We start from the raw sequence: 23356 nt of genomic DNA on the forward strand, positions 1-23356 counted from the left end.
AGGCCGGAGCCGGTGTGCGGAAGCGTTCGGCGCCGGTTCGGGCCGAATTCGGTGCAGAGGTGAGTGAGGGAGCATGGGGGCAGCCGAGCGGTTCACCGAGGAGCTGCGGAAGCTGTACGAGGCCGCGGGCGCGCCGACGTACCGTCAGCTGGCCGACCAGGGAATGCGGCAGCAGCCGCAGGTCAAGGTCGGTGTCGCCACGCTGTGCGACTGGCTGAACGGGCGCAGCATCCCCAGTGACGCGAAGGTGGCGCGTTTCGTGGTGGAGGTGCTCGAAGCGCGTGCGCAGCGGCGGGGCGCCGCCGCGAAACGCGGTTGGGCGTACTGGGAGGAGTTGCGCCGCGCGGCGATCGACGAACGGCGCAAACCCTCGCAGCCCCCGCGGCCTCCCGGCCCCGGCGATGACGCCGGTCGTTCACGGCTCTCGCGGCGGGGGCGGCTCGGTCTGCTGGCCGGAGCCGTCCTGGCCGTGGCCGGCGCCGCCACGGTGGCCGTGCTGGTGTTCCTTCCCTCCGGCCGGGAGCCCGCCCCCTCCGACTCGGGGAGCGCGGTCCCCGGTGCTCCCCCGGTCCCGGCGATCGCGGACGCCCACGGCGGCCGTGCGGTGGTCGACGTGCCGTCCGGGCCCGGCCGCTTCTACGTGGCGCACGAGGTCCAGGGCCCCGACGCGTGCCCGAGGAACTGGGTCTGCCTGTTCGAGAACCAGTCCTTCAACGAGCGGCCGGGATGGATGCTGCTGGCCGACGCGTCCGGCCCCTACGACCTGGACGCCGCCCACGACAAGGCGGCGTCCTCCGTCGTCAACAACACGGCCGTGGACGTCGCCCTGCACGTCGAGCACAGCTTCCTGTCCCCGTACGTCCATGCCGACCCGTACACGCGCATCACCGACCTGAGAGCCCCCGACAAGGGCACCCCGTCCCTGGTGAACATCCTCACCGACGGGCACGCCTGGACGCCCGGCACCCTGCCGTGACCGCTGCCCGCACCGGGGCCCCGGCGTTGCCGGACGGCGTGCCGGCGCCGCGGTCCGCGTCCCCTCGGACGGGTCCGCGGTGGCGGTGGCCTCGCCGGCCTCAGGCGTTGGCCAGCCGGTCCACGGCTGCGACGACCGGGGCCGTCCCGTCCTCCGCCCGGATGCGGGCGCCCAGGGCACGGGCCCGCTCCCGGTAGGACGGGTCGGTGGTGACACTCAGCAGCGCGGCGGTCAGCGCCGGAGCGGTGAGGCCGCGCAACGGTACGGCCCGGGGCGCGACGCCCAGGGCGGCCAGGCGGGCGGCCCAGAAACCGGTGTCGAGCTGGAGGGGAAGCGGGACCGCGGGCACCCCCGCGCGCAGGGCCGCCGCCGTGGTGCCCGCTCCGCCGTGGTGCACCACGGCGGCGGTCTGCGGGAAGAGCACGGCGTGCGGGAGGTCGTCGACGGTGAGCATGTCGTCGCCGTCGGCCTCCAGACCGCTCCAGCCGCGCTGGACCACCCCGCGCAGCCCGGCCGCGCGCAGGGCCCGCACCACCGTCGCGCCCAGCCGCGCCGGGTCGCGCACCGGGATGCTGCCCAGCCCGACGAAGACCGGCGGCGGGCCGGCCGCCAGGAACTCCCGGACGCGCTGGGGCAGTCCGGCGCCCGGCGGGTCGTACTGCCACCAGTAGCCGTCGACGGTCAGCTCCGGGCGCCAGTCGCGGGGCCGGGGGACGACGAGCGGGCTGAAGCCGTGCCGGACGGACCAGCGCTGCCGTTCACGGGCGTGGCGGGCGGCGCGGGTACTGCGGGGCGGCAGGCCGAGGCGGGCCCGCAACGTGCGGGCGGTCTCGGAGTAGACGGCGTCCACGGCGGCGTTCACGGCCCGCGCGGCGATCCGGTTGCCGACCGGCCCCAAGGACCGGGTGCTCATGACGCTCGGAGCGAACTCACCGGTGGCGTGGAGAGGCTGGAGGTAGACGCCCATGCCGGGCAGCCCGAGCCCCTCGGCGAGGGTGTGACCCGGCAACTGCAACGAGCTCGACACGAGCAGCACATCGGCCTCCTGGGCGGCCGCCAGCAGGCCCTCCGCCATCTGCCGCGCGCCCTGCCGGGCGAGCAGGAAGGCCCGGGCCCGCTGCTCCACGTCGTTGGCGCTGCGCCGCAGCGCACGCCCCCGCTCGGTCTCCAGCTCCGCCCGCGGATCCACCGGCAGCGGATGGAAGCCGATGCCCGCGTCCTCGGCGAGGGAGGCGAAACGGGCGTGGGTGACCAGGGTGACCCGGTGCCCGGCCCGTTCCAGCGCGTGCCCCAGGCCGGTGTAGGGAGCCGCGTCACCACGCGAACCGGCGGTCAACAGAGCCACTCTCATGGACGGTTAGTATGCCGAATTTGCCAACTCGCGTCAGCCGAACGGAAATACCGTGGGGACCTTCCGGTACGCCGGCCACCGGCCCGGGCCGGCCGTGGTCGCCGGTGCAGTCGTTGGCACGTTGTTGACCAATTGTTGACGTGCCACTTCCAAGCTGACGGGACAGCACATCCCGACATCCCGCAGTCAAGAAAGGACACCCATGCGCATGCGCGGTCTCCTCACAGCACTGGTGGCATCGGTGGCGGCCCTCGGCCTGGCCGTGCCGGTCTCGTCCGCCGCACCGGCCGTCGGCACCGGGCCGATCGAGCGGGTCGGCGGCAAGAGCCACGTCCTGATCAACCCGGCGAACGCCGGCAGTACGAGCTGGGCTCCCGACCAGGAGAGCTCCCTCGGCGGCCGGCCGCTGACGATCCACGCGACCGAACCGACCGCCAACCCCAAGGCCGGCACGAGGGTCGCCGCCAGTGCGACGGCCGCCGGCAAGGCCAGCGTCTGGGGCACCACCGGGCGGCTGCTCACCGGGAACGGCGTGTGCACCGCCAACGTCGTCTCCAGCGCCAACCGCGACGTCATCGCCACGGCCCGGCACTGCGTGGAGGGCGGGCACGACTTCTCGTTCGCTCCCGGCTACGACGCGGGGAACGCCCCCCACGGCTGGTGGAGCTGGCGGGCGGCCGGCTGGGTCGACGCCCCCGCTCCGCAGGGCGACATCGCCTTCATCGTGCTGAACACGCTGAACGGACAGCACATCGCGGACGTCGTCGGGGCCACCGGCATCGGGTTCAACCGGGACATCAACAACTACGCGCACATCATCGGCATCCCCGGAGTGGTTCCCGCCGAGCGGGAGCACATGCTCTGGTGCGGCGGCCAGCCGGTGGCCGGCCCCGAGCAGCCGTCCACCGCGCGGATCGACAACTGCATCGGACTGGGCGGAGGTGCCAGCGGCGGACCGTTCTTCGTCAACTACGACCAGAACGACGGTTCGGCCGTGCAGACCGGCGACTTCGTCACGGGCAACAGCTGGCAGGGCAAGTGGTGGGCGGTGAGCGCCTACTTCCGCGACGACGCCTACAACGTCTTCAACGGGGCGCAGAACGCCTGACCGCGCACACGGCACCGCTCCCCCGCCGCCCCGGTGCTCCAGCCGGCCGGACCTCAGGTCCTGCCCGGTGGAGTACCGGGGCTGCCGCGCAGCCGGCCGGACCCTACCTGCGGTACCTCTCCAGGTCGTCGACGGTCAGGCCGTGGGTGCTGTGCATGGCGATCGAGCTGTAGGAGGAGCGGGCGGCCCGCAGCCGGGCCGTGCGCTCCTGCTCGGCAAGCAGTCCTTCGACGGTCTCGGTCCGGTTGTCGGGTCTGCGGTGCAGGTGGACGGCGAGGCCGGTCACGATGACGGCGAGGCCCGCGAACAAGGCGATCAGCGTGGCCATGGCGCCCCCTCGGGTAGCTGCCGAACACTCGGTATGTACCCGGACGATCGGAGGTTCGAACCTCGCGGAATCCGGTCCGTGAGCGTTCGGACACGGCCGGCGTCCAGGGCCCGGCCGGGTGACCGGCGCGAAGGCCCTAGGCTCGTCCGCATGGGTCGTGACGGGCGAGGGAGTGACAGCGTGGTCCGGGTGCCGGTGCCGCCGTTGGGCAGCCACGAGTGCGGCCGGCTCTTCCACCGGCTGCTGCAGCTCTTCCTGCGGGACCTGAAGGACGCCGGGCAGCCGGTCGGCAGGCACCAGTACCTGCTCGGCGCCGTGGTGCAGCTGCACGAGCCCGCCCGGGCGGAAGGCGGCGGCTCCGAGGCGCGGCAGCCGCGCTGCGCGTGCTGCCGCACGCCCTACCCGTGCCGCACCGTGCTCGGCGTGGCGGTGAGCGCCGGGCTGCCCATCCCCTGGCCGTCCCCGGCCTCCGTGGTCCCTGCGCTGCGTGATGCGGGGCTGGACCCCGGGCCCGGGGGCGAGGTCACGGCGGAGCACGTGCGCTGGGCGCGCGGCTGGGGCGCGCAGCGCACGGCACAGGGGGGCTGGGAGATCGGCATCACGGTCGACCGGGGCGAGGTCGAGACCCTGGCCGTACCGGACGACGCGGCGATGGCCCGCTACCTCGCCGCGACGGCGGTGGCCCTGGGCAGCCCGTACCCGTACGGCTGGGCCGAGGACGCGGGCGAGGCGGCGGCGGTGCGGCCGGCGGCGCACGAACAGGCGGCGGACTGGCGGGAACGGGTGCAACTGCCCTACCTGGACGCGCACCGGGAGTACGGGGCTCCCGGGGACGACGCGAGCTGACGGCGCCTCGGGGGCTGGAAGGTGAAAGTCGGCGGTGCCGGAGAGGTGGCGGGCGGCGGAGGTGCCGACCGGGCGGGCAGCACCGGCGCGCGTCCTCTCACTCCGACGGGGTGTGCGGGCGGTACGGCAGGTTCACCACCACCAGGGCCAGTCCGGCCAGGGTGACGTTGCGGATCGCCGCGTCCAGGCCGTTCCACGTCTTCGACTGCCACATGGCGAACCACTCGCTGCCGATCCCGATGAACCCGACGCCGAAGAGCAGCAGCATCAGCAGCAGGCCGAGGCTGCTGAGCCGGCGCGCCAGGTCCGGCCGCAGCCACCAGGCGAACGTCCCGCCCGTCAGCACCAGGGCGCTCAGCGCCTCCCAGGCGATGATCGCGACGTACGCCGCGTTCTGCAGGCCCGGGGACGTGATGGAGCGCCACATCAGGTTCCCGTCCCGGAAGGTGGTGTCCATCGCCAGCACGTGCTGGACGAAGTGCTGGTTGGTGGGGAAGTCGGTGACGTTCCCGAAGACGACGAGCAGCAGGTAGAGCGCGTTCGTCCCGGTGAGCACGGCCGCTGCCGCGGGCAGTGAGCCGAACGCGAGCAGGCGGTCGCGGGTGGTGGCGGGACCCGGGCTTGCGGGGCGGGTGGTCTGCATGCGGAAAAGGCTAACCGCTCAAGGGAGTTGGCCGGCGGTGCCGGCTCCCACGCCGGACCGGCCCGGAACCCGAGGACCATCTTCACGACCATCCCACGTGATTCCCGCTCCCCCAAGGATGACAGCCGCCGGTTCCTCGGATCCCGTCCTCATCCCGAGCGGTGGTGTCCCGGCAGGTCACGGCGGGGCCCGTCCCTGGGACGTCCCGTCCGGCACACGGGCGCTTGTCCGTCCACCGGCGCGCTGCTCAGCTTGGGGTCACTCGCCGTCGGGCCTTCCCGGCTCGGCCCTCGCCGCCTTCATGGAGGCGGCTTCTCGACGGCAATCCCACTGACAGGAGTTCCCTCGTGCGTCGTCCTTCGACGGCTGTCGCCGCCCGGTTCGCCACCGCGCTCGGATTCGCGCTGGCGGCCTGCGGCGTGTTCGCGGCCCCGGCCTCTGCCGCGGTCGACCTCCACCAGCCCTGCCGCGATTTCTGGGGCAACAGGGTGTGCACCACGGTGACCGCCATCAACCCGGGCTCCTACCTCGCAATGCACCTCGCACCGGACTACGCCCACGGAGTCCAGGAGGGCGTGCAGCTCCACAACGGTGACGAGGTGCCGCTCTTCTGCTGGACCACCGGGGCGCCCGATGCCGACGGACACGGGGACCGCTACTGGTTCCAGGTCTCCGAAGCCACCGTCTTCGTGAACGACTACTACCTCAACACCGGAAACTACGCGGACTGGTCGCCGCACGTCAGCCACTGCTGACGGCCCGGCTCCGGGGCGTCGGTCCCCGTTCCCCGCACGAAACAATCCGAGAGCACAGAGGAGAGAGCAGCATGCAGACAGTCAAAAAGTCCCACGGCGTCCGGGCGTTGGCCGTGGCCGCGCTGGCCGGCACGGCGATGAGTCTCGGTTCCGTCGCCCCCGCCCACGCCGTCGGCGGTCCCTCCTGCACGACGACGATCCACGTCTGGGCCAACGGCGTCAACGTCCACAGCCAGTGGGACGACGGCCGGATCCTCCACCAGCCGGTCGTCGCCACGATCAATGCGGGGAACTACTGCGTCGACAGCGAATGGATCGGCGACGAGGCCTCCTACGGGTCCTACCACAACAACCGCTGGGCGTGGATCCAGATCCCCGGAAGCCCCAACTGGGGCTGGATCAGCGGGATCTTCGTCAGCGGCGGCCCCAACGGCGACAGTGACATCCTGGACGTCAACGGACAACCGGTCCCCTACTTCGCGCCGTGATCCGTCCCACGGGCTGATCCTCGCCTGCCCGGAAGGGCCGCTACCGCACGCCTCACCCGGTCGCGGAGCACCTTCCGGTCCGGCACCCCGCACAACGGCTGCTCCGTCCCCGGTCCGGGGGCGGAGCAGCCGGCAGTTACCGGGTCGCGAACTGCTCCTGGTAGCGCAGGACATCGGCGACGTACGCGGCGGTCCCCTCGGGCGGGCCCTCGGCCTGGATGACGGCCTTGTCGCTGGTGCGGTAGGCGGCCGCGATCAGGCCCGGGAGGTTGGTGTGCAGGCCGCTCTGTTTGATCCGCTGGTCCAGCCAGCAGGTGTACAGGCCCATCGTGGCGATCGCGTCCGCAGGGGACATGTAGTCCTTCACCCCGTCACCGTTGCCGTCCACCGCCCAGGCGTTGAAGACTGCCGGGGTCCACCGGGCGATCCCGTACTCGTCCGCCTTCGGGTCGCGCAGGTCCGGGTCGAAACCGCTCTCGACCTTGAGCATCGCCGCCAGCAGCGCCGGGGTCACCTCGGCCTCGGTGCACCGCCTCGCGGCGAGTTCGATGGCGCCGCGGAACTGCTCCGGCACGGCCGCGTCCGCACGGATCGCGCCGGGCACCGCCGTTGCGGTGCGCGGCGCAGGGGGTGATGCCCCGAAAGCCGGGCCGTCCGGCTTCGGATCGGCCTGCGGCGCCGAGGAACCGGTCCCGCCGTCCCGCAGAGCAGGCACAAGCGCACTCACCAGTACTCCGAGGAGCGTCACGGCAGCTGCCGCCAACACCAGCCACGACCGCCTCCTGCGGACGGGCACCACGGTCCCGGCCGTTCCCGGCCCGACGTCGTCGGCCGTCTGCGGGGGCCGCTCCTGCTCGGTGCGTGATGCCGCTGCGGCTTCCCACAGCAGGCGCAGGTCCTCCGGGTCCCGCCCGACCTCGCGGCACAGTGCCTCCACCGCGGCCCACGGTGGCAGGCCGCGACCGGCGAGGTACCGCGACCAGGACGAGTCGCTCACCATGGTCACGCGTTCCAGGTCTTTGAGACTCTTCTTCGTCAGCGAACGCATTTCCCGCAGGCGTTCCGACAGCCGCGCCGTTTCCCGTTCGCCGTCTCGCCGCACCGATGTCGTATCACTCATGTACGCCCTGCCCCCCAGCCGGCGTCGTTCCAGCAACGTTTCGCCGATCCTCGCACCGTCCGTCTCACCGATCGCTTACATATCCCTTTCCCGTCCCACGGGTTGACGTCCCGGCAGGTCACAGTCGGCTTCGTCCCGGGATCCCCAGGGGCGGGCGTGCCGTCCTGCTCCGAGGTGGCCGGAATAAATCGGTGGGCGGTGCCTCGGTGTTCGGCTATGGTCGCCGTGTTGGCGGCTCCGCGGCGCGCTTCCTTCTCTTCTTCCTTCGAAAACCAGTAGCGCGCCCCCTCTCCGCCCCTCCTTACTTTCCGCCTCCGTGGGGGGATCTCTTCGCATGCCCCGAGCCATCGTGGCTCCCTTCGACGTCAGCGTCGATCTCGATCTCGGTTCCTTCCTGCTCCGCCGGCGTGGTGCCCTCGCCGTGGCCCCCGGCGAACTGCTGCCCTCCGCGGATCCGTGGAGCGTTCGGGGCCTGGTGGCCCTCGATGCCGATCTGGTCCGGCGCGGCTACGTCCTCACCACGCAACTGCGCGCCGCGCTGGCCCGGTTGGCGCCGGTGCGGCTCGCCGAGCTGGGCGACGGGCTGCTCGCCCGGATCGACCACCTGCTCGGCGCGGACCGCGAGCACCTGCCGCTGTTCCGCCGCTTCCCGGATGCCGTGCCGGACCACGCGCACGTCCTCTACACCCGGCAGATCAGGGCGTTCCTGCTCAACCAGCCGAACCAACCCTGCGCGCACTGCGGCCGGCGCGGCGCCGAGGTGGGCGTCGGCGCGCTCGCGCCCTGCGCGCACCTGCTCTGCGCGCCCTGCCTGGACGGCCTGGACGCCGACGGCCGGGGCGGGCAGTGCCCGCTGTGCGGCGCGCGGCTGGCAACCGGCACCTACCTGGGCGAGGACGGCTCGGCCGGACGCAAGGCGGCGCAGGACTTCGGCGGACGGCAGGCCCTGCGCCCGCTGCGGCTGATCACCGCCGACCAGGTCACCGCCGCGATGGCCGAGTTCCACCGCCTGCTGGCCCGCCGCACCCCGCTCTCCCCGCAGGACCGCGACGACCTCGCCGCGCTGCTCGCCCACGCACCGCAGGACCTGCCACAGCGCCTGCCCGCGCGGATCCCGCTGCGCGAGACCAAGGCCACCGTCCTCGCCGCCCTGCTGGAGCGCGACGCCACCTCCGCCCTGCCCGTCCTGGCCGAGCGGGTCGACACCGCGACCGACGTGCTGCGCCTGCTCTGGGCGTGGTCCGGCGCCGAGCCCGACCTGCTGCCCGCCACCGCCCGGCGCCTGCGGCTGCGCAACCTGCCGCGGCCGCTGCGCCGGGGCCTGCTGGAGGTCCTGGAGGGCCTGTCCCCCACCGCCCTCGCCGAGGACCTGCGCCGCCACCGCTCGGCCTGGCTGCGCGCGGGCGAACTGCTGCACCCCTACGAGCACCGGCGACGCTTCCCGAAGGTGACGGCCGCGTTCGTACTGCTGCGGGAAACGGACCTGCGCACCCACGAGGTGGGCCGGGAGTTCGCCGAGCCGCCCGCGCCGCTGCGCGTGGTCACCACCGGCGACCACACCCGGCTGGCGTTCACCGGTTTCGCCGGGCGGGTCGAATCGCTGCTGGCCGCCGGGGACGCCGCCGGTGCGGTACGGGTGCTGGCCGCGCGCCCGGGCGAGCTGGTCCGCCGGCTGCACCACGTGCTGCGGGTGCACGCCACCACCGATCCCGGCGCCGCACTGCCGCCCGAACTGCTGGAGACGGTGGCCCGGGCCCTGGGCCGGGTCGCCCCCGGGCCGCTGCTGGGCGCGTACGGGCGGCTGCGCGGGAAGCGGACGGCGGGCGAGCGGCGGCTGTACTTCCCCCGGGGGACGGTCTCGCTGGCGCACGCCCGGGAGGACCACGGCACCGTGGTGCCCACCGAACTCGGCGCCCCGCTCTGCGCGTTGATCGAGGCCGAGCTGCTGAGCCGCAGCGGCGGCGAGCGCTACGACCGCGCGCTGCTGGACGAGGGCCTGGCCGACCTGGTCGCGCCGTTCGCCGAGCGGGCCGCCGCCAAAACCCTGGTGTGCGTGCCGCGCGGGAGCCGGCAGCGGCTGCCGGCCGGCGAGCGGCTGCGGCTGTTCGTGCACTGGATGCAGCCGGAGCACCTGCGGGTGGACCTCGACCTGTCCGTCGCGCTGTACGACGAGCAGTGGCGGTTCAGCGGCCTGTGCGACTACACCAACCTGGTGCACGGCGACCGGGCGGCCGTGCACTCGGGCGACTACGTGTCCGCGCCGCCGCCCGACGGCGCGACGGAGTTCGTCGACCTGGACCTCGCCCGGCTGGCAGCGGGCGGCGCGCGGTACGCGGTGGTGATCGTGTTCAGCTACAACGACGTCGCCTTCGAGCAGCTGACCGAGGCCTTCGCCGGCTTCATGGACCTCGGCGCGACGCCCTCCGGCGGCGAGCACTACCACCCGAGGGCGGTCCGCCAGCGGCTGGACCTGGTCGGGGACGCCAAGGTGTCCGTCCCGATGATCGTCGACCTCGCGCAGCGGCAGTACACCTGGACCGACCTCAACACGGGCGCCGACGGCGGCTACCACAGCGTCCACCGCCACCAGGCCGAGGTCGGCTCGCTCAGCCGCGACGTGCTCGCCCACTTCGGCCCGGAGAACCGGGCCACCCTGTGGGACGTCGCCTGCGCCCGGGCGGCGGCGGGCACCGACGACGTGCACGTGCGCGGAGGCCTCGGCGTGCGGCGGTGGCGGCGGCGCGACGGCGAGGACGTCGGGGCGTTCGCGGCCCGGCTGCGGGCGCGGCGGGACGACGACGGCGCCGGGCAGGCGGAACTGCCGGACGGTGCACGGGCGTTCGTCGCGCTGGTGGACGGGGACGTGCCGGCGCCGGAGAAACTGTCCGGGGCGCTCTACCGGCTCTATCCGGGGCCGGTGGACGCGGCGCCCGAGGAGCTGGAACGGCTGACGGCGGGGGACCTGGTCGCGGCGCTGGCACCCCGCGGCTGAGGAGCTGCGCGGTCGTGGGCCGCCCGTTCAAATATTTCTCACCCTGAAATATTCGGGTGCGCGAGCGCATTCCCGTAAGTACCGGCGCGGGACAGGCCCGCACGGTGAGAGGAGTGCGGTCCCGTGCGCGTCGAAGTGTGGAGCGACATCAACTGCCCGTGGTGCTACATCGGCAAGGCCCGGTTCGAGCAGGCCCTGGCGGTGTTCCCGCACCGCGCGGAGGTGGAGGTCGTGCACCGCTCGTTCGAGCTGGACCCGAACGCGCCGCGCGCGGCCCGTCCCGTGCTCCCGCTGCTCGCCGCGAAGTACGGGATGAGCCTGGAGCAGGCCGAGGCGGCGGACGCCCGGATCGCCGAGAACGCGCGCGCGGAGGGGCTGCCGTACCTGGACGGCGGGCGGGACGCGGCGAACTCCTTCGACATGCACCGGCTGCTGCACTTCGCCAAGGAGAGGGGCCGGCAGGCCGAGCTGCTGGACGCGTTGTACCGGGCCAACTTCGCCGAGGAGCGCTCGGCGTTCGACGAGGAGCGGCTGGTCGAGCTGGCCGTCGGGGCCGGGCTGGACGGCGAGGCGGCCGCCGCCGTGCTGGCCGATCCGCAGGCGTACGCGGAGGCCGTGCGCGAGGACGAGGCGACGGCGAGCGCCATGGGGGCGACGGGTGTGCCGTTCTTCGTCCTCGACCGCCGGCTCGGGGTGTCCGGGGCCCAGCCCGCGGAAACGTTCACGCGGGCGCTGGAGCAGGCCTGGGAGAGCCGGCCGCCGGCACCGCTGGTCCAGGTCGGCGGGGGCGACGCGGACGCCTGCGGGCCGGACGGCTGCGAGCTGCCCCGGCCGTAGGGCCCGTCCGCGCACTCCCGCCGTCCACCCGAAGGTCGGCCCGCCGGACCACCGGCGGGCCGCCCTTCACGCCACGACCCTCCACGGAAGTCCCCTCACCCCTTCCGCCGCCGACACCTGCCAGGCCGCCCGGCCCAGCAGGAGGCACAGCGGGGTGTACAGGAGCAGGTTGAGCCAGTAGAACGTGTCGGCCGGGTCCGCCCAGGCCCCCGTCACCCAGACCAGCCCGACCGTGCCGCGGGCCAGCAGTCCGGCGGCCACCGCCCGGCTCCCCCAGCGCGGCAGTACCGCGGGCAGCCGGCGGCCCAGGGCAGGCAGCCACCCGCCCCGGACCAGCACCAGTGCCGCGCCCGAGAAGAGCATGCCCGCGAGCGGGATCAGGCCTTGCGGGGTGAACGGCACCCGGGTGTTGAGCACCAGCTGCGAGAGCCGGACGGTGCCGTGCACCGGCCAGGTCCGCCCACTGGCCCAGTACAGGTGGACCAGACCGTCCACGGCCAGCACCGCGCCGATCGCGATGGCCTTGGTATGGATGCTCGTCGGCTTCATTGCGTCACCTCACGGAGGACCTCGGGACGTTCGAACACCCGGAGGAGCACCCCACCCGGCGATCCGTTCCTGTGACGAGGAACACGCGAGCCTGGCGAAAAGCCGCCGGAACCTTTCGCCGTTGCGACGCCTCCATCCTTGGACCCCCTGTTGCCGATCGACGGAGAGAGCGCCATGCAGGAGCCACCGCCCGGCCTCGCCGAACTGGTCCGGGCCGCCCAGGGCGGCGACCAACTCGCGGTCGGCCGGCTGCTGGACCTGATCACCCCCTACGTCCGCCGACTCTGCGGACCGATCGCGCTGGACGACGGCGCGGACGCGACCCAGGAAGCGCTCATCGTGGTCTTCCGCAAGCTGCGCCAACTCCAGGAGCCCGCAGCGCTGTTCGGCTGGGTCCGGGCCATCGCGGTGCGCGAGGCCGTACGGTGCGCGACCCGCTCGGCGCGCTCCCGGCCGGCCGAACTCGGCGAACTCCCCGCGCCCGGCGACCCCCAACTCGCCGCGGACATCCACGACGTACTCGCCCGGCTCTCCCCCGAGCACCGGGCCGTCCTGCTGATGCGCGACCTGGAGGGGCTGGACGAACGGCAGACCGCGGAACTCCTCGCCGTCGCACCGGGGACGGTCAAGTCCCGGCTCTCCCGGGCCCGACTCAGCTTCCGAAAGGCGTGGCAGCAGTGACCGAGAACCCGGTGCCCCAGTGGCCCGTCGCCGACTTCGACACCATCCGCCGCCTGCACGTGATCGCCGCCACCGCACCCGGGGCGGCCCGGATCGGCGAGACCGTCCTCGACGCGCCGTTCGAGCGGGTCTGGTCGGTCGCCCAGGACCTGGAACGCACGATGCCGCTCTGGATCCCGGACGTCCGCACGGTCCGTCTCATCGACCCCGAGCCGACCGGTGCTCCGTTCCGGGCCCGGATCCACGGCCACACCCGGCTCCGCGCGACCTTCGACATCGACCTCGCACCCGGGTGGTGCCTGATGCAGAGCCGCCTCGTCCTCGGCGGAATGGCAGCACGCCCCGAGACCGACCGCACGACCCGCTTCGCTTTCCTCGGCGGACTGCGCTTCCCCGGCGCACGCCTCCTCGCCCCCGCGCTGCGCCCGTTCACCGGGAACCCGCTGGAGCGGTTCGCCGCCCTCCTCGACGAGGAGTAGCGAGAAACAGCAGCGACGCTGCGGGGTCGTCCCCTCGGAAGGGACCTCGGAAGGGACCTCGGAAGGGACGACGGCGACCCCGCGGCGCTCGAACAGCGCCGCCACCCGGTCGCGCCGATCCGCGCAGCGTACCTTCCACCGGCGTGCCGCACGGCGAGTGAGCCAAGGCTCTGGCGCCCGCCGCGGTCCGTGCCACGGCTGCCCGGCCTTCGCGCACCCGCTCCGGAACCGCCGCGGGGCCGGTACGGGCGGACACCCCAGAGAGCTGGGGTTCCAGCGGGGACTCGGCGGGTCGAGGATTTTCGGCATGGACACCATCGAGCGGAACAAGCAGACAGTGATCGCGTTCATCGACGCGCTGTTCACCAGGGGCGACCTGGCGGCCGTCGACGGTTACCTCGCCGAGGACTACCTCGACCACGACCCGCCCCTGGGCGGCGACGCGGGCCGGGAGGGGATGCGTGCCGCAGGGGCCCTGTTCCGAGGGGCCTTCCCCGACTGGCATTCCGACCTGGGACTCCTCGTCGGCGAGGGTGACCTGGTCGTCGAGCAGTTCACCGCCTCGGGCACCCAACGCGGCGAAGTGATGGGCGTCGCGGGCGACGGCCGCACGGTCGTGCTCAAGGGCATCAACATCTTCCGGCTCCGGGACGGCCTGATCGTCGAACGCTGGGGACGACTGGACGACCTCGGCCTGCTGCGCCAGCTCGGGCTCGTGCCGGCCCCGGCACCGGCGTAGCGTCGGGATCATGGCCACGGGCATCCGGGAACGGCGTATCGAGCGGCTGATCGACAGCTGCCACGCCGACCTGGAACTTCCCGGGCTCTGCGCTGAGGTGCTGCGCCGCCTGCCGGGCGTTCTCCCCGTCGAAGCGGCCTTCTTCGCAGCCGTCGACCCGGCGACCCTGTTGTTCACGTCGGTGGTGGCCCAGGAGCCGCTGGCCGGCGTCGGCCCGCTCTTCCTCGACAACGAGTTCGGCCGCGAGGACGTCAACAAGTTCGCCTCGCTCGCCCGGGGACCGGAGGCGGTGATGTCGCTGGACCGGGCAACCCTGGGGAGACGGTCCGCCAGCGCACGCTACCGGGAGATCATGGCCGGTCTGGGGCTGGGGGACGAGCTCCGGGCCGCCCTGATCGCAGGGCGCGACTGCTGGGGAGTGCTGTGTCTGCACCGGGCGGATGCGGACGCCGGTTTCTCCGACCGGGATCTCGCCGCCGTCAGAACGCTCGCCCCGCACCTGGCCGAGGGCCTGCGCCGCAGCATGATCCGGGACACCATCAGGCGCGGCGGGCCCGAGGCGCCGGGCGCCCCCGGCGTCATCGTGCTCGACCGGGAGCTCACCCTCGTCTCGATCAGCCCGGACGCCGAACGGTGGCTCGACCGACTGCCGGCACCCAGGGTCCGGGGCCTGCCCTGGCCGGTCTACTCCGTGGCGGCCCGCCTGGTGCGGTCCCGGGACGCGCAGGGAGCGGACGCACCGGACCGCCGGGGCCCGGTCCGGCTGCGGACCGGCGACGGTCATTGGCTGGCCTTGCACGCCACCCGCCTGCGGGGCTCCGCGGACGACCAGGTCTGCGTGGTCGTCGAGCCGGCCCCCGCCGCCGCGATCGGCTCCCTGCTCCTGGCCGCTCACGGGCTCACCCCCGCACAGAACCGGGTGGCCGCCCTGGTCCTCCAGGGGTGCTCCACACGGGAGATCGTGGGCCGGCTCCACGTGTCCGCCTACACCGTCCAGGAACACCTGACAGCGGTCTTCGCCCGCTTCGGCGTGGCCGGCCGCCGCGAGCTCATCGCCGCGGTCCTCTCCTCGGCCGGGCGCTGAGCCGCCGGGTACTCGCCCTGCCACGCTGCCCGGGCCGCGTCCTCGCCGACCGCGGCCGCCCGCCGTCGGCCGTGGGGTCCCGTGGCCGCGGGCCGGCCGCTTCCGCTCTCGGAGGAGCGGGAAGAGGGCCGGTGGCCACCCGGCAAAGGCGGTGCGGGAAATGTCGGGTGACCGGGGCCGGTGTCGCCGCACGATGGGGGCATGGACGACACGACCCTGGTATCCCGTTTCCTCCGCGACGGCTTCGTCAGGTTGGAGGGCGCCGTCGCGCCGCGCGTGGCCGCGGACTGCGAGCGACTGCTCTGGCGGGAGACCGGCTGTGACCCGGACGACCCGTCGACGTGGAAGCAGCCCGTGCACCGGGTGGCCGGCATGGCGCAGGGACCGTTCGCCGCCGCGCCCAACTCCCCGTCCCTGCACCGCGCGTACGACCTGCTCGTCGGCGCGGGGCGCTGGGAGCCGCGCTACTCGCTGGGCACGTTCCCGCTGCGCTTCCCGCACGAAGAGGAGCCGGACGACACGGGCTGGCACATCGAGGGGAGCTACCTGCCGGAGGGCGAGAGCTGGTACTTCACGAATCTGCGCTCCCAGGGCCGGGCGCTTCTGATGCTGTTCCTGTTCAGCGAGGTGGGTGAGGAGGACGCCCCGACCCGGATCAGGGTCGGCTCGCACCTCGACGCGCCGAAGGTGCTGGAGAAGTACGGGGAGGACGGGGCGAGCGGCCTGGCCCTCGCTCCCGATCTGGTGGCGGCCTCCGACCACCGGCCGCTCGCCCTCGCCACCGGATCCCCGGGCGACGTCTACCTGTGCCACCCGTTCCTGGTGCACGCGGCGCAACCGCACCACGGAGCGCGGCCGCGCTTCATGGCCCAGCCGCCCCTGATGCCGGCCGCACCGTACGAACTGGAGCGCACCGACGGCGCGTACTCACCCGTGGAGATCGCGATCCGCCGGGGCCTGGGACGGGACACCCCGGGCCCGGACGGGGACGGCGCCGGCCGCACCGCCGGGTAGACGACATTCGCGCCGGCCAGGCGGACACCCCAGTTGCCGCCACCCGGCACACGGCCCGGAAACGGCACGAGGGCCCCTCCCGCTCGTTCGCGCGGGAGGGGCCCTCGTGGGTCGCCTCGGTGGTCCCTGTCCGACTCCCGAGGTGGGGGGAGAGCCGAAGGGGTCGGCTTAGTACCAGTGGTGACCCTGCCAGAAGGTCCAGGCGGCGTTCGGGCTGCCGTAGCGGGTGTTCATGTAGTCCAGCGCCCACTTGATCTGCGTGGCCGGGTTGGTCTTCCAGTCCGCGCCCGCCGAGGCCATCTTCGAGGCCGGCAGGGCCTGGCCCAGGCCGTAGGAGCCCGAGCTCGGGTTGGTCGCCGTCACGTTCCAGCCCGACTCGTGGGAGATGATCTGGCTGAACGAGGCCAGCTGATCCGCCGGCACGATCTGCGCGGCGATGGCCTGCGGGGAGGCGGTCGCGGCGCTGGCGGCGGCGGGGACCACGGCGGCACCCAGAGCGGTCAGACCGGCGGCGCCGGCGAGGATCGCGGCAGAAGTACGCATACGGAGCTTGAAAGCGGGCATGAAGAGCAAGACCTCAATCGGGTTGAGCCGAGAACACTCCCCGCCCGGGACCGCGGCCGGACAGGGGCCGAACGGTCGCGGGGAGTGACTCGGCGATTGGCCGCATCCGGCAGGAACAGGAGCCGGTGTGGCCGACGACGAATGCCAAGGTGCCAGACCGGAGCGGCGCCCTCCAAGGCCCCCTCGCTACGATCCGCGGTCGTAGCCGGAGGACCGGCACCGGATCGAGGGCGGGGCGGAACGGGGTGCGCCGACCCCTCCCGGTCTGCGCAAACGCCCTACGGCCTCGATGCGGACCGACGCCGAACGGACACCACTACCCGCCGTCGTGCCTGGCATTCGCGTGTGAGCGCACTCACCGCCCGGCCCCCGGCGACGTCACCGAGCCCATCCACGACCACCACGCTGAGTCGACACCGGGCGCCCGCCATTGAGACCGCCGCCACACCCCCGCCGGGGCGGGCCCGGCACCGGCACCGTCCGGCCCCGTCCCCGCCGTGGCCACGTGGAGGAGGCGCGGCGGGAGCAGCGGCGGGAACGGCGGCGGTCGGGACCGTGGCCGCTGCCGCCAGCGCACCGGGGCGGCGATACACCTGGGCGGCGGGGCGGCGGAAGTCGGGCAGGGCTCGGCGGCCGTCCGGCCGGGAGGCGTCCGGCGCACCGGTCAGCGCCGCGTTCCGGGTCGCGGAAGCGGACCACCGCCCACGGATCCGGCGGAACATCGGGCGCAGACGGGCCGCGTACACATCGGAAGACGTCCTCCACCGCACCCCGCGACCCGGCACCGGCACCGGCACCGGCACCGGCACGCTGCGGCCGGGGCGCTCCACGGACAGGTCGATCGTCGCGCTGACGATCCGGCAGGTCAGGTCAGGTCCGTTCTCGCACGCAGCCCCGTCGGAGAGACAGTCAGGCATCGGGACATCAATGCGCGCCGCCGGCGAGCCGGACTTCGTGGTTCAGTCGGGCAAGCGACCCCTTGATGTCGCCGCGAGTGAGGGTGTTTCAGGCCTCCCCGGGCCCGCTTCAGGTGGGTGGTGGGGCCGGGACGGTGTCCCCGGTGAAACGTGGTGCCGGCTGCGCTCCGCAGGTGCGCATCGGGTGCCGGTCGGTTCGGCGTCCGGCCGGCCGACGCTCGGCTCCGGCGGTCGCCGGCAGTGGGCCGCCGCGGTCTTAGCCGTGCTCGGGCCGGCACCGGGTGTCGGCGGCTTCGACCACGAACCGTCACCGTGCGGCCGGGGAAGCAAGCGCGGCACCGGGCCGGATTTGGCCCGGCCTCACGGCCGCCGTCATTACTCAGAGTTGCCAAGGAGTGCGGGCTTCCGGTATTCCTATCCGGCCATCCTCGTGTCCCCTTAAGGATTGACGTGTCCATACCCCCCCAGCAGCCCTACGGCGCGCCGCAGCAGCCGTACGGCTACCCGGCCGCGGCCCCGCAGCCGACCGGCTCGAACGGCTTCGCCATCGCCGGTCTGATCCTGGCCTTCCTCTGCTCCCCGCTCGGCCTCATCTTCAGCATCATCGGCCTGGTCAAGTCGAAGAGCGCCGGCAAGGGCAAGGCGCCGGCGATCATCGGCCTCATCGTCTCGCTGCTCTCGATCGTGGTGGGCATCGTGGTCTTCGTGGTGATCGGCTCGAAGGTGGTCAAGGCCATCGACCCCGGGTGCACCAGCGCCACCAGCACGGTGACCACGTACTCGGACAAGATCTCCGCCGACGCGGGCAACCCGGACGCGCTGAAGGCCGACCTCAAGAACGCGAGCGACCAGCTGAACGCCGCCGCGGCCAAGGCCGGCAACGCCGACGCCAAGAACGCGATCAGCGCGCTGGCCGGCGACTACCAGCAGATGTACACCGCGCTCAACACCGGCACCGCGCCGAGCGCCAACCTGCAGTCCAAGATCGAGACCGACGCCAACAAGGTCGACTCCGCCTGCGGCCACATCGGCAGCTGACCCCCGGGGGCCAGCGCGCGGGCCGCATGATTCCGGCGCCCGCCGCCGGCCGGCCTCCCGTCGGCGGCTCGGCACGCGTTCCCCTCCCGGGGAGCGCGTGCCGGGCCGTGGTGGACGGCCAAGCGGACAACCCGCCAGCCGGGCAGTTGTCGATGTCCGCGGATGGGGCCGCGGTCCTGTCGGCGGGTCGGGTTAGGGTGGGCGGCGCCCGCTCGGGCTCCGGCCCGCGTGTCCGCCATGGACGGCCTGGGGCAAAGGGGGGTGGCTGGACGGTCCCCCTGGCACGCCTCGGGGAGCGGAGTAGACGCCCGATCCCACCCCCCTGCCCCGGCCCCCTTCCTCAACGCGCCGCACGCGGATACTCTCCCGGCACGCCACCCCTCCCCGCCCGGACACCCCCGGCCTGTCGGTGCGTCCGCTTACCGGGATTCAGCTGCTCGCCAGCGCCTCCACCAGCTGCGGCAGGTTGCCGCCGGCCACGACGAGGGCCAGGTGGTCGTGGAAGTCCCGGCTGTGCACGATCAGGCCGTCGCGGACCCGCAGCACCTGGATGTTGGAGGACCTGAAGGTCCGCCCGGTCTCCCGGTGACGCCCCTGGTAGTCCCACTCGTTGACGACCACCTCCGGATCGTCGGTCTCCCGGATCACCACGTTCACCGGGGTCAGCTCCACGGGGAGGTTCGTGGTGAGTTCCGCGAACCGCTCCCCGATCACCGACCGCCCCACGAACCGGCGTGGTCCGACCGGCGCGAACACGATCTCCACCACGGCGTCCTCGGCGTAGAGGTCCGCGAGCTCCGCGAACCGCCCCGCGCCGATACCGTCGAGCAGCTTCGTGAAGACCTCACGAGGCGACAGCGTTTCGAACATGATCAGCCCCCAGCGGAATCTGCCGCTAGAATCGGACTAGCGACTCCGATTCGACGATACGGACTGGCTACTCCGTTTGTCCAGTGCGGCCTTCGCCGCCGACAGGAATGGGTGGGAGAGATGAGCGGCGCCCAGGAACGCCCGCTGCGGGCGGATGCGGCCCGCAACCGGGCCAAGCTGCTGGACACCGCCACCCAGGTGTTCACCACCCAGGGCGTCGGCGTGCCGACCGAGGAGATCGCCCGGGCGGCCGGGGTCGGGGTCGGCACGCTCTTCCGTCACTTCCCGACCAAGGAAGCGCTGCTGGAAGCCGTCATGGTACGGAGGCTGGAGGCGATCGCCGCCCGGGCAGCGCAACTGCCCGCCGAGTCCGCTCCCGCCGAGGCGTTCTTCGACTGCTTCCGCCTGGTGGTCGAACAGTCCGCGGGCAAGAACGAGTTCGCCCGGGCACTCGCCGCGGCCGGCGTGGACGCGCACGCGGCCCTGCAGGAGTCCAGCTCAGCGATCCGGGCGCGGCTCGCCGAGCTGCTGGCCGGGGCGCAGCGGGCCGGGGCGGTCCGCCCGGAGCTGGGCCCGCCGGAGGTCATCGCCCTGCTGGTCGGTACGACCACCACCATGGAGCACCTCGGGAACGACGCGGCCGCCCGGGAACGGGTCTTCGCGGTGGTCTTCGACGGGCTGCGGCCACGCTGAACCCGGCCGGCCCGGCCCGACGGCGGGCTGGCACCCGCTCGCACTCGGAGCCGCCTGGCGGTCGGCTGACCGGCCGTCGGTACGGGCGGCGGGTCCACCGCCCGGGGATGGCATGATCCCTACCGTCGGAATCGACATCACCACGGGGGACTCACCACAGCCATGTCCATCAGATCCCGGGCCGCCGCCCTGGCCGCCATCGCCGCCATCGCCCTGAGCGCCGCCTGCACGCCCACATCCACCTCGGCGGGCACCGCATCCACCGACGTGTCCACGAGCACGGCGGGGGCACCGAGCCCGACCACCACCGCGCCGACCACCGCCGCCGCCCCTGCCACCACCGCCCCTGCCACCACCGCGCCACCGGCGCCGGTGCCGGCGCCGGCCGGGGACCGGGGCCCGGGCTGCCAGACCGACGACCACGACCAGCACAAGCCGACCGCCACCCCGCCCGGGACGGAGTTCAAGCCGCTGGGCTCGCTGCTGGTCCCCACCTCCCGCGCTGCGGGCCCGCTCCTCTACGAAGGCGGCTTCTGGCACTGCTTCGCGCACACCCCCGAGGGCGCCGCCAGGGCCGCCGCCGTGCTCGCGGCGATCGACACCGGCCACGACGACTGGGAACGGGCGGCCCGGGCCCAGATCTACCCGCCCGCCGCCGCCAAGGACTACGCCGACCGCCGGCTCAAGGACCCGCTCCACGCCGAGGGCGTCGGCTCGGTCAAGGTGGTCGCCTTCTCCGTCATGACCTACACGCCCGAGAAGTCCATGGTCATGCTGCTCGTCGACCTGCCGGGTGCCCCGCCCGGGATCCACGGCTCGACGACCGCCAACCTGCTCTGGGCGGACGGCGACTGGCGGCTGGACATGTCGGCGGAGGGCCACCTGCCCAAACTCGGACCGGGCACCAGCGGCACCGCGGGGTTCGTGACCTGGTAGCGGCCCGGAGCCGGGACAGGGGACGCGCGCCCCCGCCCGGGCTTCGGCTTCGGCCTCTCACGGAGGGGTAGGGATTTCCCCCTCCCGAAGTCGGTAGCCCGCCGGATCCGCGGCGACTCGCCCGCCTGGCACGATCGCTGACAGGCAGCCGGCCGGTCGGGTCGGGTGCGCTGATCACGGGGGAACGGCGATGCGGGTTCGGTGGGTGGCACCTCTGGTGGCCATGGCGGTGGCGCTGGGCGGGCAGGTGCCGGCGGCGACGACGGCGGCGGCGACGACGGTGACGACGGCGACGGCGGCCCCGGCCGGGCAACAGTCCGGGCAACAGGTGGAGCAGGACGTGGACTTCCGCAGCGGGGACGTCACGTTGCACGGCACAGTCACCGAGGCCGCCGGCGGGACGGGGCCCAGGCCCGGGATCGTGCTGGTGCACGGGGCGGGGCCGGAGAAACGGGCGGGGTACCGGGCCGAGGCCGAGGCGATGGCCCGGGCCGGGTTCGTCGTGCTCGGCTACGACAAGCGGACCACCGGGTACTCGATGACCCGGCGGTCGTACTCGCAGCTGGCCGACGACGCCCTGGCCGGCGTGCGCACGCTGGCGCAGCGCACGGACGTGGACCCGCACCGGATCGGGCTCTGGGGGTTCAGCGAGGGCGGCTGGGTGGCCCCGCTGGCCGCGAGCCGCTCCGGGCAGGTCGCGTACGTGGTCGTGGTCGGCGCCTCCGGCCTGCCCCCGGCCCGGCAGCAGGCGTGGCACCTCGACAACAGGCTGCGGCACGAGGGTGCGTCGGGCTCGCTGCTGGAGAGCGTGTCGGTGACGGGCACCCGGCTGCTGGACGACGCCGGGCTGTTCCCCGAGGCGCACTACGACCCGGTACCGGTGCTGGAACACCTCCGTCAGCCGGTGCTCGCCCTGTGGGGCAACGACAAGCAGGTGCCGCCGGCCGAGAGCGCCGCGATCATCGGCGACGCGCTGCACCGCGGCGGCAACGACGACGTGACGCTGCGGTTCTTCCCGCAGGCGGACCACAAGCTGCACGTCTCCGCGGACGGCTTCACGCGGGGCGAGCAGCTGACGCCGGGCTACGTCGACACCGTGGCCGCCTGGGTGGCCGGCCAGGGCCACCGGGTGAACGACCCGCTGCCCGGGCAGGACCGCCGCAGCCGGGCCCTGGCCGCGGTCCCCGCCCCGGAGGGGTCCGTGGCGCAGGCGGCCGCCTTCCTGCTGATGACCCTCGTCTTCGCCGGGTACCTGCTGTCGGGTCTGGTGCGGCGGCTGCGCCGGCGTCCCGCCGCACCGGGCGCCGGGGCCGCGCGCTGGCTCGCGGGCAGCGGCCTGGCCGCCACGCTCGGCTTCCTCGGCTACTTCCTCTTCGTGACGACGACGCTCGCCACCGGGCCGCAGCTCGGCGGCCGTCCGGTGGTCTGGTCGGTCCTGCAACTGCTGGCCGTCTGCGCGGTGGTGGCCACCGGTGTGACGGCGGTGCGGGCGTGGCGCGGCCGGGCTCCGGCCCCGGCCGGTGCACGTGTGCGGATCGGCGCACTGCTGGTGGCGGGCGCGATGTTCGTGCCGTGGGCGCTCTTCTGGGGCCTGCTGCTGCCGTGACCGGACGGGCCGAAGGCCTGGAGGGCCGGCGCCGCGACGGGCGTCGGCCCTCTTGGCTACCGGCTGCCGGCTGCGGCGCGCAGTGCGGTGACGGAGTGTCATTGATTTCCGCGGCTCAGCCTCCGGAGGTGATCCAGATCTGGTCGCCGTGGCGGCCGCAGTCGTACTGGATCAGCCACGTGCCGCTGTCGTGCGCGTCGCCGGCGACGGTCAGGCACTTGTTGCTGCGGAGGTTGACCCACTCCTGGCTGTTGTCGGTGATCAGGATCGGGTGCCACAGTTCGTTGTCGGACGAGCTGTTGCAGCCCCACTCGATGATCGGGGCGCCGTTGTCGCGCCTGGCGTGGTCGACGTTCATGCACAGCCGCGTCGCCGTGTTCTTGAGCAGGTAGTAGGCCTTGCCCTTGACGGTGCGCACCTTCTGCCTGATCCACAGCTCGTTGGACTGGCTCACGCAGTCCCACTGGTCGACGTGCGTCCCCCAGCGCGTCGAGGCCCCGGGGGCGTCGGCGCAGAGCTGGGAGCTGGAGCTCACCAGCCACTCGCCCGTGTCGCCGGCGGCGGCCGCCGTGCCCGTCGCCCCGACGGACGCCGCGGCCGTCAGCAGTGCGGCGCACAGCGGTGCGAGCAGCTTCCCACGGGCCGACGGCCTCTTGCGCTTGATGTCCTGCACGGTTGTTCCCCTCGTGTTCGCGTCCACGCCGGGTCGAGCGGCGGCCACCGACGGCGGCACCGACCACGC

24 protein-coding genes are annotated in these 23356 nt (G+C 73.5%); 16 read left to right on the forward strand and 8 right to left on the reverse strand.

The window, feature by feature from the left end; all coding sequences use genetic code 11:
• Positions 1-73: 73 nt before the first annotated feature.
• Positions 74-976: a peptidase inhibitor family I36 protein gene (locus ACFVSN_RS05665; RefSeq protein ID WP_387599186.1), complete on the forward strand. Its 903-nt coding sequence runs from the start codon at positions 74-76 to the stop codon at positions 974-976.
• Between the two features lie 100 nt (positions 977-1076).
• Here ACFVSN_RS05665 and ACFVSN_RS05670 read toward each other — a convergent pair whose 3' ends face one another.
• Positions 1077-2327 carry a glycosyltransferase gene (locus ACFVSN_RS05670; protein ID WP_387599189.1) on the reverse strand — a complete coding sequence of 417 codons (1251 nt, stop codon included), beginning with the start codon at positions 2325-2327 and terminating at the stop codon, positions 1077-1079.
• 208 nt (positions 2328-2535) lie between these two features.
• On the opposite strand from ACFVSN_RS05670, the gene ACFVSN_RS05675 reads away from it, so the two are divergent.
• Positions 2536-3435: a trypsin-like serine peptidase gene (locus tag ACFVSN_RS05675; protein ID WP_387953759.1), complete on the forward strand. Its 900-nt coding sequence runs from the start codon at positions 2536-2538 to the stop codon at positions 3433-3435.
• Between the two features lie 103 nt (positions 3436-3538).
• Here the strand turns inward: ACFVSN_RS05675 and ACFVSN_RS05680 are convergent, their stop codons facing one another.
• Positions 3539-3763 carry a hypothetical protein gene (locus ACFVSN_RS05680; RefSeq protein WP_380448223.1) on the reverse strand — a complete coding sequence of 75 codons (225 nt, stop codon included), beginning with the start codon at positions 3761-3763 and terminating at the stop codon, positions 3539-3541.
• A 150-nt stretch (positions 3764-3913) separates the two neighbouring features.
• Between ACFVSN_RS05680 and ACFVSN_RS05685 the strand changes: the two genes are divergently transcribed.
• A complete protein-coding gene (locus ACFVSN_RS05685) occupies positions 3914-4609 on the forward strand; it encodes a hypothetical protein (protein WP_387599194.1) in 696 nt (231 codons plus the stop codon).
• Between the two features lie 97 nt (positions 4610-4706).
• On the opposite strand, the gene ACFVSN_RS05690 is transcribed toward ACFVSN_RS05685, so the two are convergent.
• Positions 4707-5252: a DUF2165 domain-containing protein gene (locus ACFVSN_RS05690; protein ID WP_387599197.1), complete on the reverse strand. Its 546-nt coding sequence runs from the start codon at positions 5250-5252 to the stop codon at positions 4707-4709.
• A 347-nt stretch (positions 5253-5599) separates the two neighbouring features.
• Between ACFVSN_RS05690 and ACFVSN_RS05695 the strand changes: the two genes are divergently transcribed.
• Positions 5600-6007: a hypothetical protein gene (locus ACFVSN_RS05695; protein ID WP_387599199.1), complete on the forward strand. Its 408-nt coding sequence runs from the start codon at positions 5600-5602 to the stop codon at positions 6005-6007.
• 71 nt (positions 6008-6078) lie between these two features.
• Positions 6079-6495, forward strand: a complete 417-nt coding sequence (locus tag ACFVSN_RS05700; protein ID WP_387599202.1) for a hypothetical protein — start codon at positions 6079-6081, stop codon at positions 6493-6495.
• Between the two features lie 136 nt (positions 6496-6631).
• Here the strand turns inward: ACFVSN_RS05700 and ACFVSN_RS05705 are convergent, their stop codons facing one another.
• Positions 6632-7615 (reverse strand): helix-turn-helix domain-containing protein, encoded by a 984-nt coding sequence (locus tag ACFVSN_RS05705; RefSeq protein WP_387599205.1) that lies wholly within the window; start codon positions 7613-7615, stop codon positions 6632-6634.
• 334 nt (positions 7616-7949) lie between these two features.
• On the opposite strand from ACFVSN_RS05705, the gene ACFVSN_RS05710 reads away from it, so the two are divergent.
• Entirely contained in the window at positions 7950-10607 is a 2658-nt protein-coding gene (locus ACFVSN_RS05710; protein ID WP_387953761.1) for an MXAN_6230/SCO0854 family RING domain-containing protein, read from the forward strand.
• A 123-nt stretch (positions 10608-10730) separates the two neighbouring features.
• Positions 10731-11444, forward strand: coding sequence for a DsbA family oxidoreductase (locus ACFVSN_RS05715; protein WP_380448215.1), 714 nt, complete (start codon positions 10731-10733; stop codon positions 11442-11444).
• Positions 11445-11510: 66 nt separating this feature from the next.
• Here the strand turns inward: ACFVSN_RS05715 and ACFVSN_RS05720 are convergent, their stop codons facing one another.
• On the reverse strand, positions 11511-11993 hold the full coding sequence (locus ACFVSN_RS05720; protein WP_387599211.1) for a DUF3995 domain-containing protein: 483 nt from the start codon (positions 11991-11993) through the stop codon (positions 11511-11513).
• 174 nt (positions 11994-12167) lie between these two features.
• On the opposite strand from ACFVSN_RS05720, the gene ACFVSN_RS05725 reads away from it, so the two are divergent.
• The 5 genes from ACFVSN_RS05725 (at position 12168) to ACFVSN_RS05745 (ending at position 15990) form a co-directional block, all read left to right on the forward strand.
• Positions 12168-12674, forward strand: coding sequence for an RNA polymerase sigma factor (locus ACFVSN_RS05725; RefSeq protein ID WP_387599214.1), 507 nt, complete (start codon positions 12168-12170; stop codon positions 12672-12674).
• Entirely contained in the window at positions 12671-13153 is a 483-nt protein-coding gene (locus ACFVSN_RS05730) for a hypothetical protein (RefSeq protein WP_387599217.1), read from the forward strand. Before ACFVSN_RS05725 ends, ACFVSN_RS05730 begins: the two co-directional genes overlap by 4 nt.
• Positions 13154-13460: 307 nt before the next feature.
• A complete protein-coding gene (locus tag ACFVSN_RS05735) occupies positions 13461-13892 on the forward strand; it encodes an ester cyclase (RefSeq protein WP_380448211.1) in 432 nt (143 codons plus the stop codon).
• Between the two features lie 10 nt (positions 13893-13902).
• A complete protein-coding gene (locus ACFVSN_RS05740; RefSeq protein WP_380507898.1) occupies positions 13903-14976 on the forward strand; it encodes a LuxR C-terminal-related transcriptional regulator in 1074 nt (357 codons plus the stop codon).
• A 201-nt stretch (positions 14977-15177) separates the two neighbouring features.
• Positions 15178-15990, forward strand: a complete 813-nt coding sequence (locus ACFVSN_RS05745; protein ID WP_387953763.1) for a phytanoyl-CoA dioxygenase family protein — start codon at positions 15178-15180, stop codon at positions 15988-15990.
• Positions 15991-16158: 168 nt separating this feature from the next.
• Here the strand turns inward: ACFVSN_RS05745 and ACFVSN_RS05750 are convergent, their stop codons facing one another.
• Positions 16159-16533: a transglycosylase SLT domain-containing protein gene (locus ACFVSN_RS05750; RefSeq protein ID WP_380507904.1), complete on the reverse strand. Its 375-nt coding sequence runs from the start codon at positions 16531-16533 to the stop codon at positions 16159-16161.
• Positions 16534-17921: 1388 nt separating this feature from the next.
• Here ACFVSN_RS05750 and ACFVSN_RS05755 point away from each other — a divergent pair.
• Positions 17922-18509, forward strand: coding sequence for a hypothetical protein (locus tag ACFVSN_RS05755; RefSeq protein ID WP_387599224.1), 588 nt, complete (start codon positions 17922-17924; stop codon positions 18507-18509).
• A 429-nt stretch (positions 18510-18938) separates the two neighbouring features.
• Here the strand turns inward: ACFVSN_RS05755 and ACFVSN_RS05760 are convergent, their stop codons facing one another.
• Complete coding sequence (locus ACFVSN_RS05760; RefSeq protein WP_387953764.1) at positions 18939-19379, reverse strand: nuclear transport factor 2 family protein; 441 nt, start codon at positions 19377-19379, stop codon at positions 18939-18941.
• Between the two features lie 120 nt (positions 19380-19499).
• Between ACFVSN_RS05760 and ACFVSN_RS05765 the strand changes: the two genes are divergently transcribed.
• The 3 genes from ACFVSN_RS05765 to ACFVSN_RS05775 all read left to right on the forward strand — a co-directional run bounded on the left by ACFVSN_RS05765 (position 19500) and on the right by ACFVSN_RS05775 (position 22614).
• Positions 19500-20072: a TetR/AcrR family transcriptional regulator gene (locus ACFVSN_RS05765; protein WP_387953766.1), complete on the forward strand. Its 573-nt coding sequence runs from the start codon at positions 19500-19502 to the stop codon at positions 20070-20072.
• Positions 20073-20234: 162 nt separating this feature from the next.
• Positions 20235-21008: a hypothetical protein gene (locus ACFVSN_RS05770; RefSeq protein WP_387953768.1), complete on the forward strand. Its 774-nt coding sequence runs from the start codon at positions 20235-20237 to the stop codon at positions 21006-21008.
• A 205-nt stretch (positions 21009-21213) separates the two neighbouring features.
• Positions 21214-22614: an alpha/beta hydrolase family protein gene (locus ACFVSN_RS05775; protein WP_387599232.1), complete on the forward strand. Its 1401-nt coding sequence runs from the start codon at positions 21214-21216 to the stop codon at positions 22612-22614.
• Positions 22615-22729: 115 nt separating this feature from the next.
• Here the strand turns inward: ACFVSN_RS05775 and ACFVSN_RS05780 are convergent, their stop codons facing one another.
• Positions 22730-23287, reverse strand: a complete 558-nt coding sequence (locus ACFVSN_RS05780) for an RICIN domain-containing protein (protein WP_387599235.1) — start codon at positions 23285-23287, stop codon at positions 22730-22732.
• Positions 23288-23356 lie beyond the last annotated feature (69 nt).

The organism is Kitasatospora sp. NPDC057904 (assembly GCF_042887925.1).
Classification (GTDB): domain Bacteria; phylum Actinomycetota; class Actinomycetes; order Streptomycetales; family Streptomycetaceae; genus Kitasatospora.

Excerpts from the sequence above, each read along its gene's own strand:
- ACFVSN_RS05710 (WP_387953761.1), top strand. The coding sequence starts at position 7,950 with ATGCCCCGAGCCATCGTGGCTCCCTTCGACGTCAGCGTCGATCTCGAT.
- ACFVSN_RS05720 (WP_387599211.1), bottom strand. The coding sequence starts at position 11,993 with ATGAAGCCGACGAGCATCCATACCAAGGCCATCGCGATCGGCGCGGTG.
- ACFVSN_RS05770 (WP_387953768.1), top strand. The coding sequence starts at position 20,235 with ATGTCCATCAGATCCCGGGCCGCCGCCCTGGCCGCCATCGCCGCCATC.
- ACFVSN_RS05680 (WP_380448223.1), bottom strand. The coding sequence starts at position 3,763 with ATGGCCACGCTGATCGCCTTGTTCGCGGGCCTCGCCGTCATCGTGACC.
- ACFVSN_RS05765 (WP_387953766.1), top strand. The coding sequence starts at position 19,500 with ATGAGCGGCGCCCAGGAACGCCCGCTGCGGGCGGATGCGGCCCGCAAC.
- ACFVSN_RS05690 (WP_387599197.1), bottom strand. The coding sequence starts at position 5,252 with ATGCAGACCACCCGCCCCGCAAGCCCGGGTCCCGCCACCACCCGCGAC.
- ACFVSN_RS05725 (WP_387599214.1), top strand. The coding sequence starts at position 12,168 with ATGCAGGAGCCACCGCCCGGCCTCGCCGAACTGGTCCGGGCCGCCCAG.
- ACFVSN_RS05705 (WP_387599205.1), bottom strand. The coding sequence starts at position 7,615 with ATGAGTGATACGACATCGGTGCGGCGAGACGGCGAACGGGAAACGGCG.
- ACFVSN_RS05685 (WP_387599194.1), top strand. The coding sequence starts at position 3,914 with ATGGGTCGTGACGGGCGAGGGAGTGACAGCGTGGTCCGGGTGCCGGTG.
- ACFVSN_RS05675 (WP_387953759.1), top strand. The coding sequence starts at position 2,536 with ATGCGCGGTCTCCTCACAGCACTGGTGGCATCGGTGGCGGCCCTCGGC.
- ACFVSN_RS05750 (WP_380507904.1), bottom strand. The coding sequence starts at position 16,533 with ATGCGTACTTCTGCCGCGATCCTCGCCGGCGCCGCCGGTCTGACCGCT.
- ACFVSN_RS05670 (WP_387599189.1), bottom strand. The coding sequence starts at position 2,327 with ATGAGAGTGGCTCTGTTGACCGCCGGTTCGCGTGGTGACGCGGCTCCC.
- ACFVSN_RS05735 (WP_380448211.1), top strand. The coding sequence starts at position 13,461 with ATGGACACCATCGAGCGGAACAAGCAGACAGTGATCGCGTTCATCGAC.
- ACFVSN_RS05760 (WP_387953764.1), bottom strand. The coding sequence starts at position 19,379 with ATGTTCGAAACGCTGTCGCCTCGTGAGGTCTTCACGAAGCTGCTCGAC.
- ACFVSN_RS05665 (WP_387599186.1), top strand. The coding sequence starts at position 74 with ATGGGGGCAGCCGAGCGGTTCACCGAGGAGCTGCGGAAGCTGTACGAG.
- ACFVSN_RS05740 (WP_380507898.1), top strand. The coding sequence starts at position 13,903 with ATGGCCACGGGCATCCGGGAACGGCGTATCGAGCGGCTGATCGACAGC.
- ACFVSN_RS05745 (WP_387953763.1), top strand. The coding sequence starts at position 15,178 with ATGGACGACACGACCCTGGTATCCCGTTTCCTCCGCGACGGCTTCGTC.
- ACFVSN_RS05700 (WP_387599202.1), top strand. The coding sequence starts at position 6,079 with ATGCAGACAGTCAAAAAGTCCCACGGCGTCCGGGCGTTGGCCGTGGCC.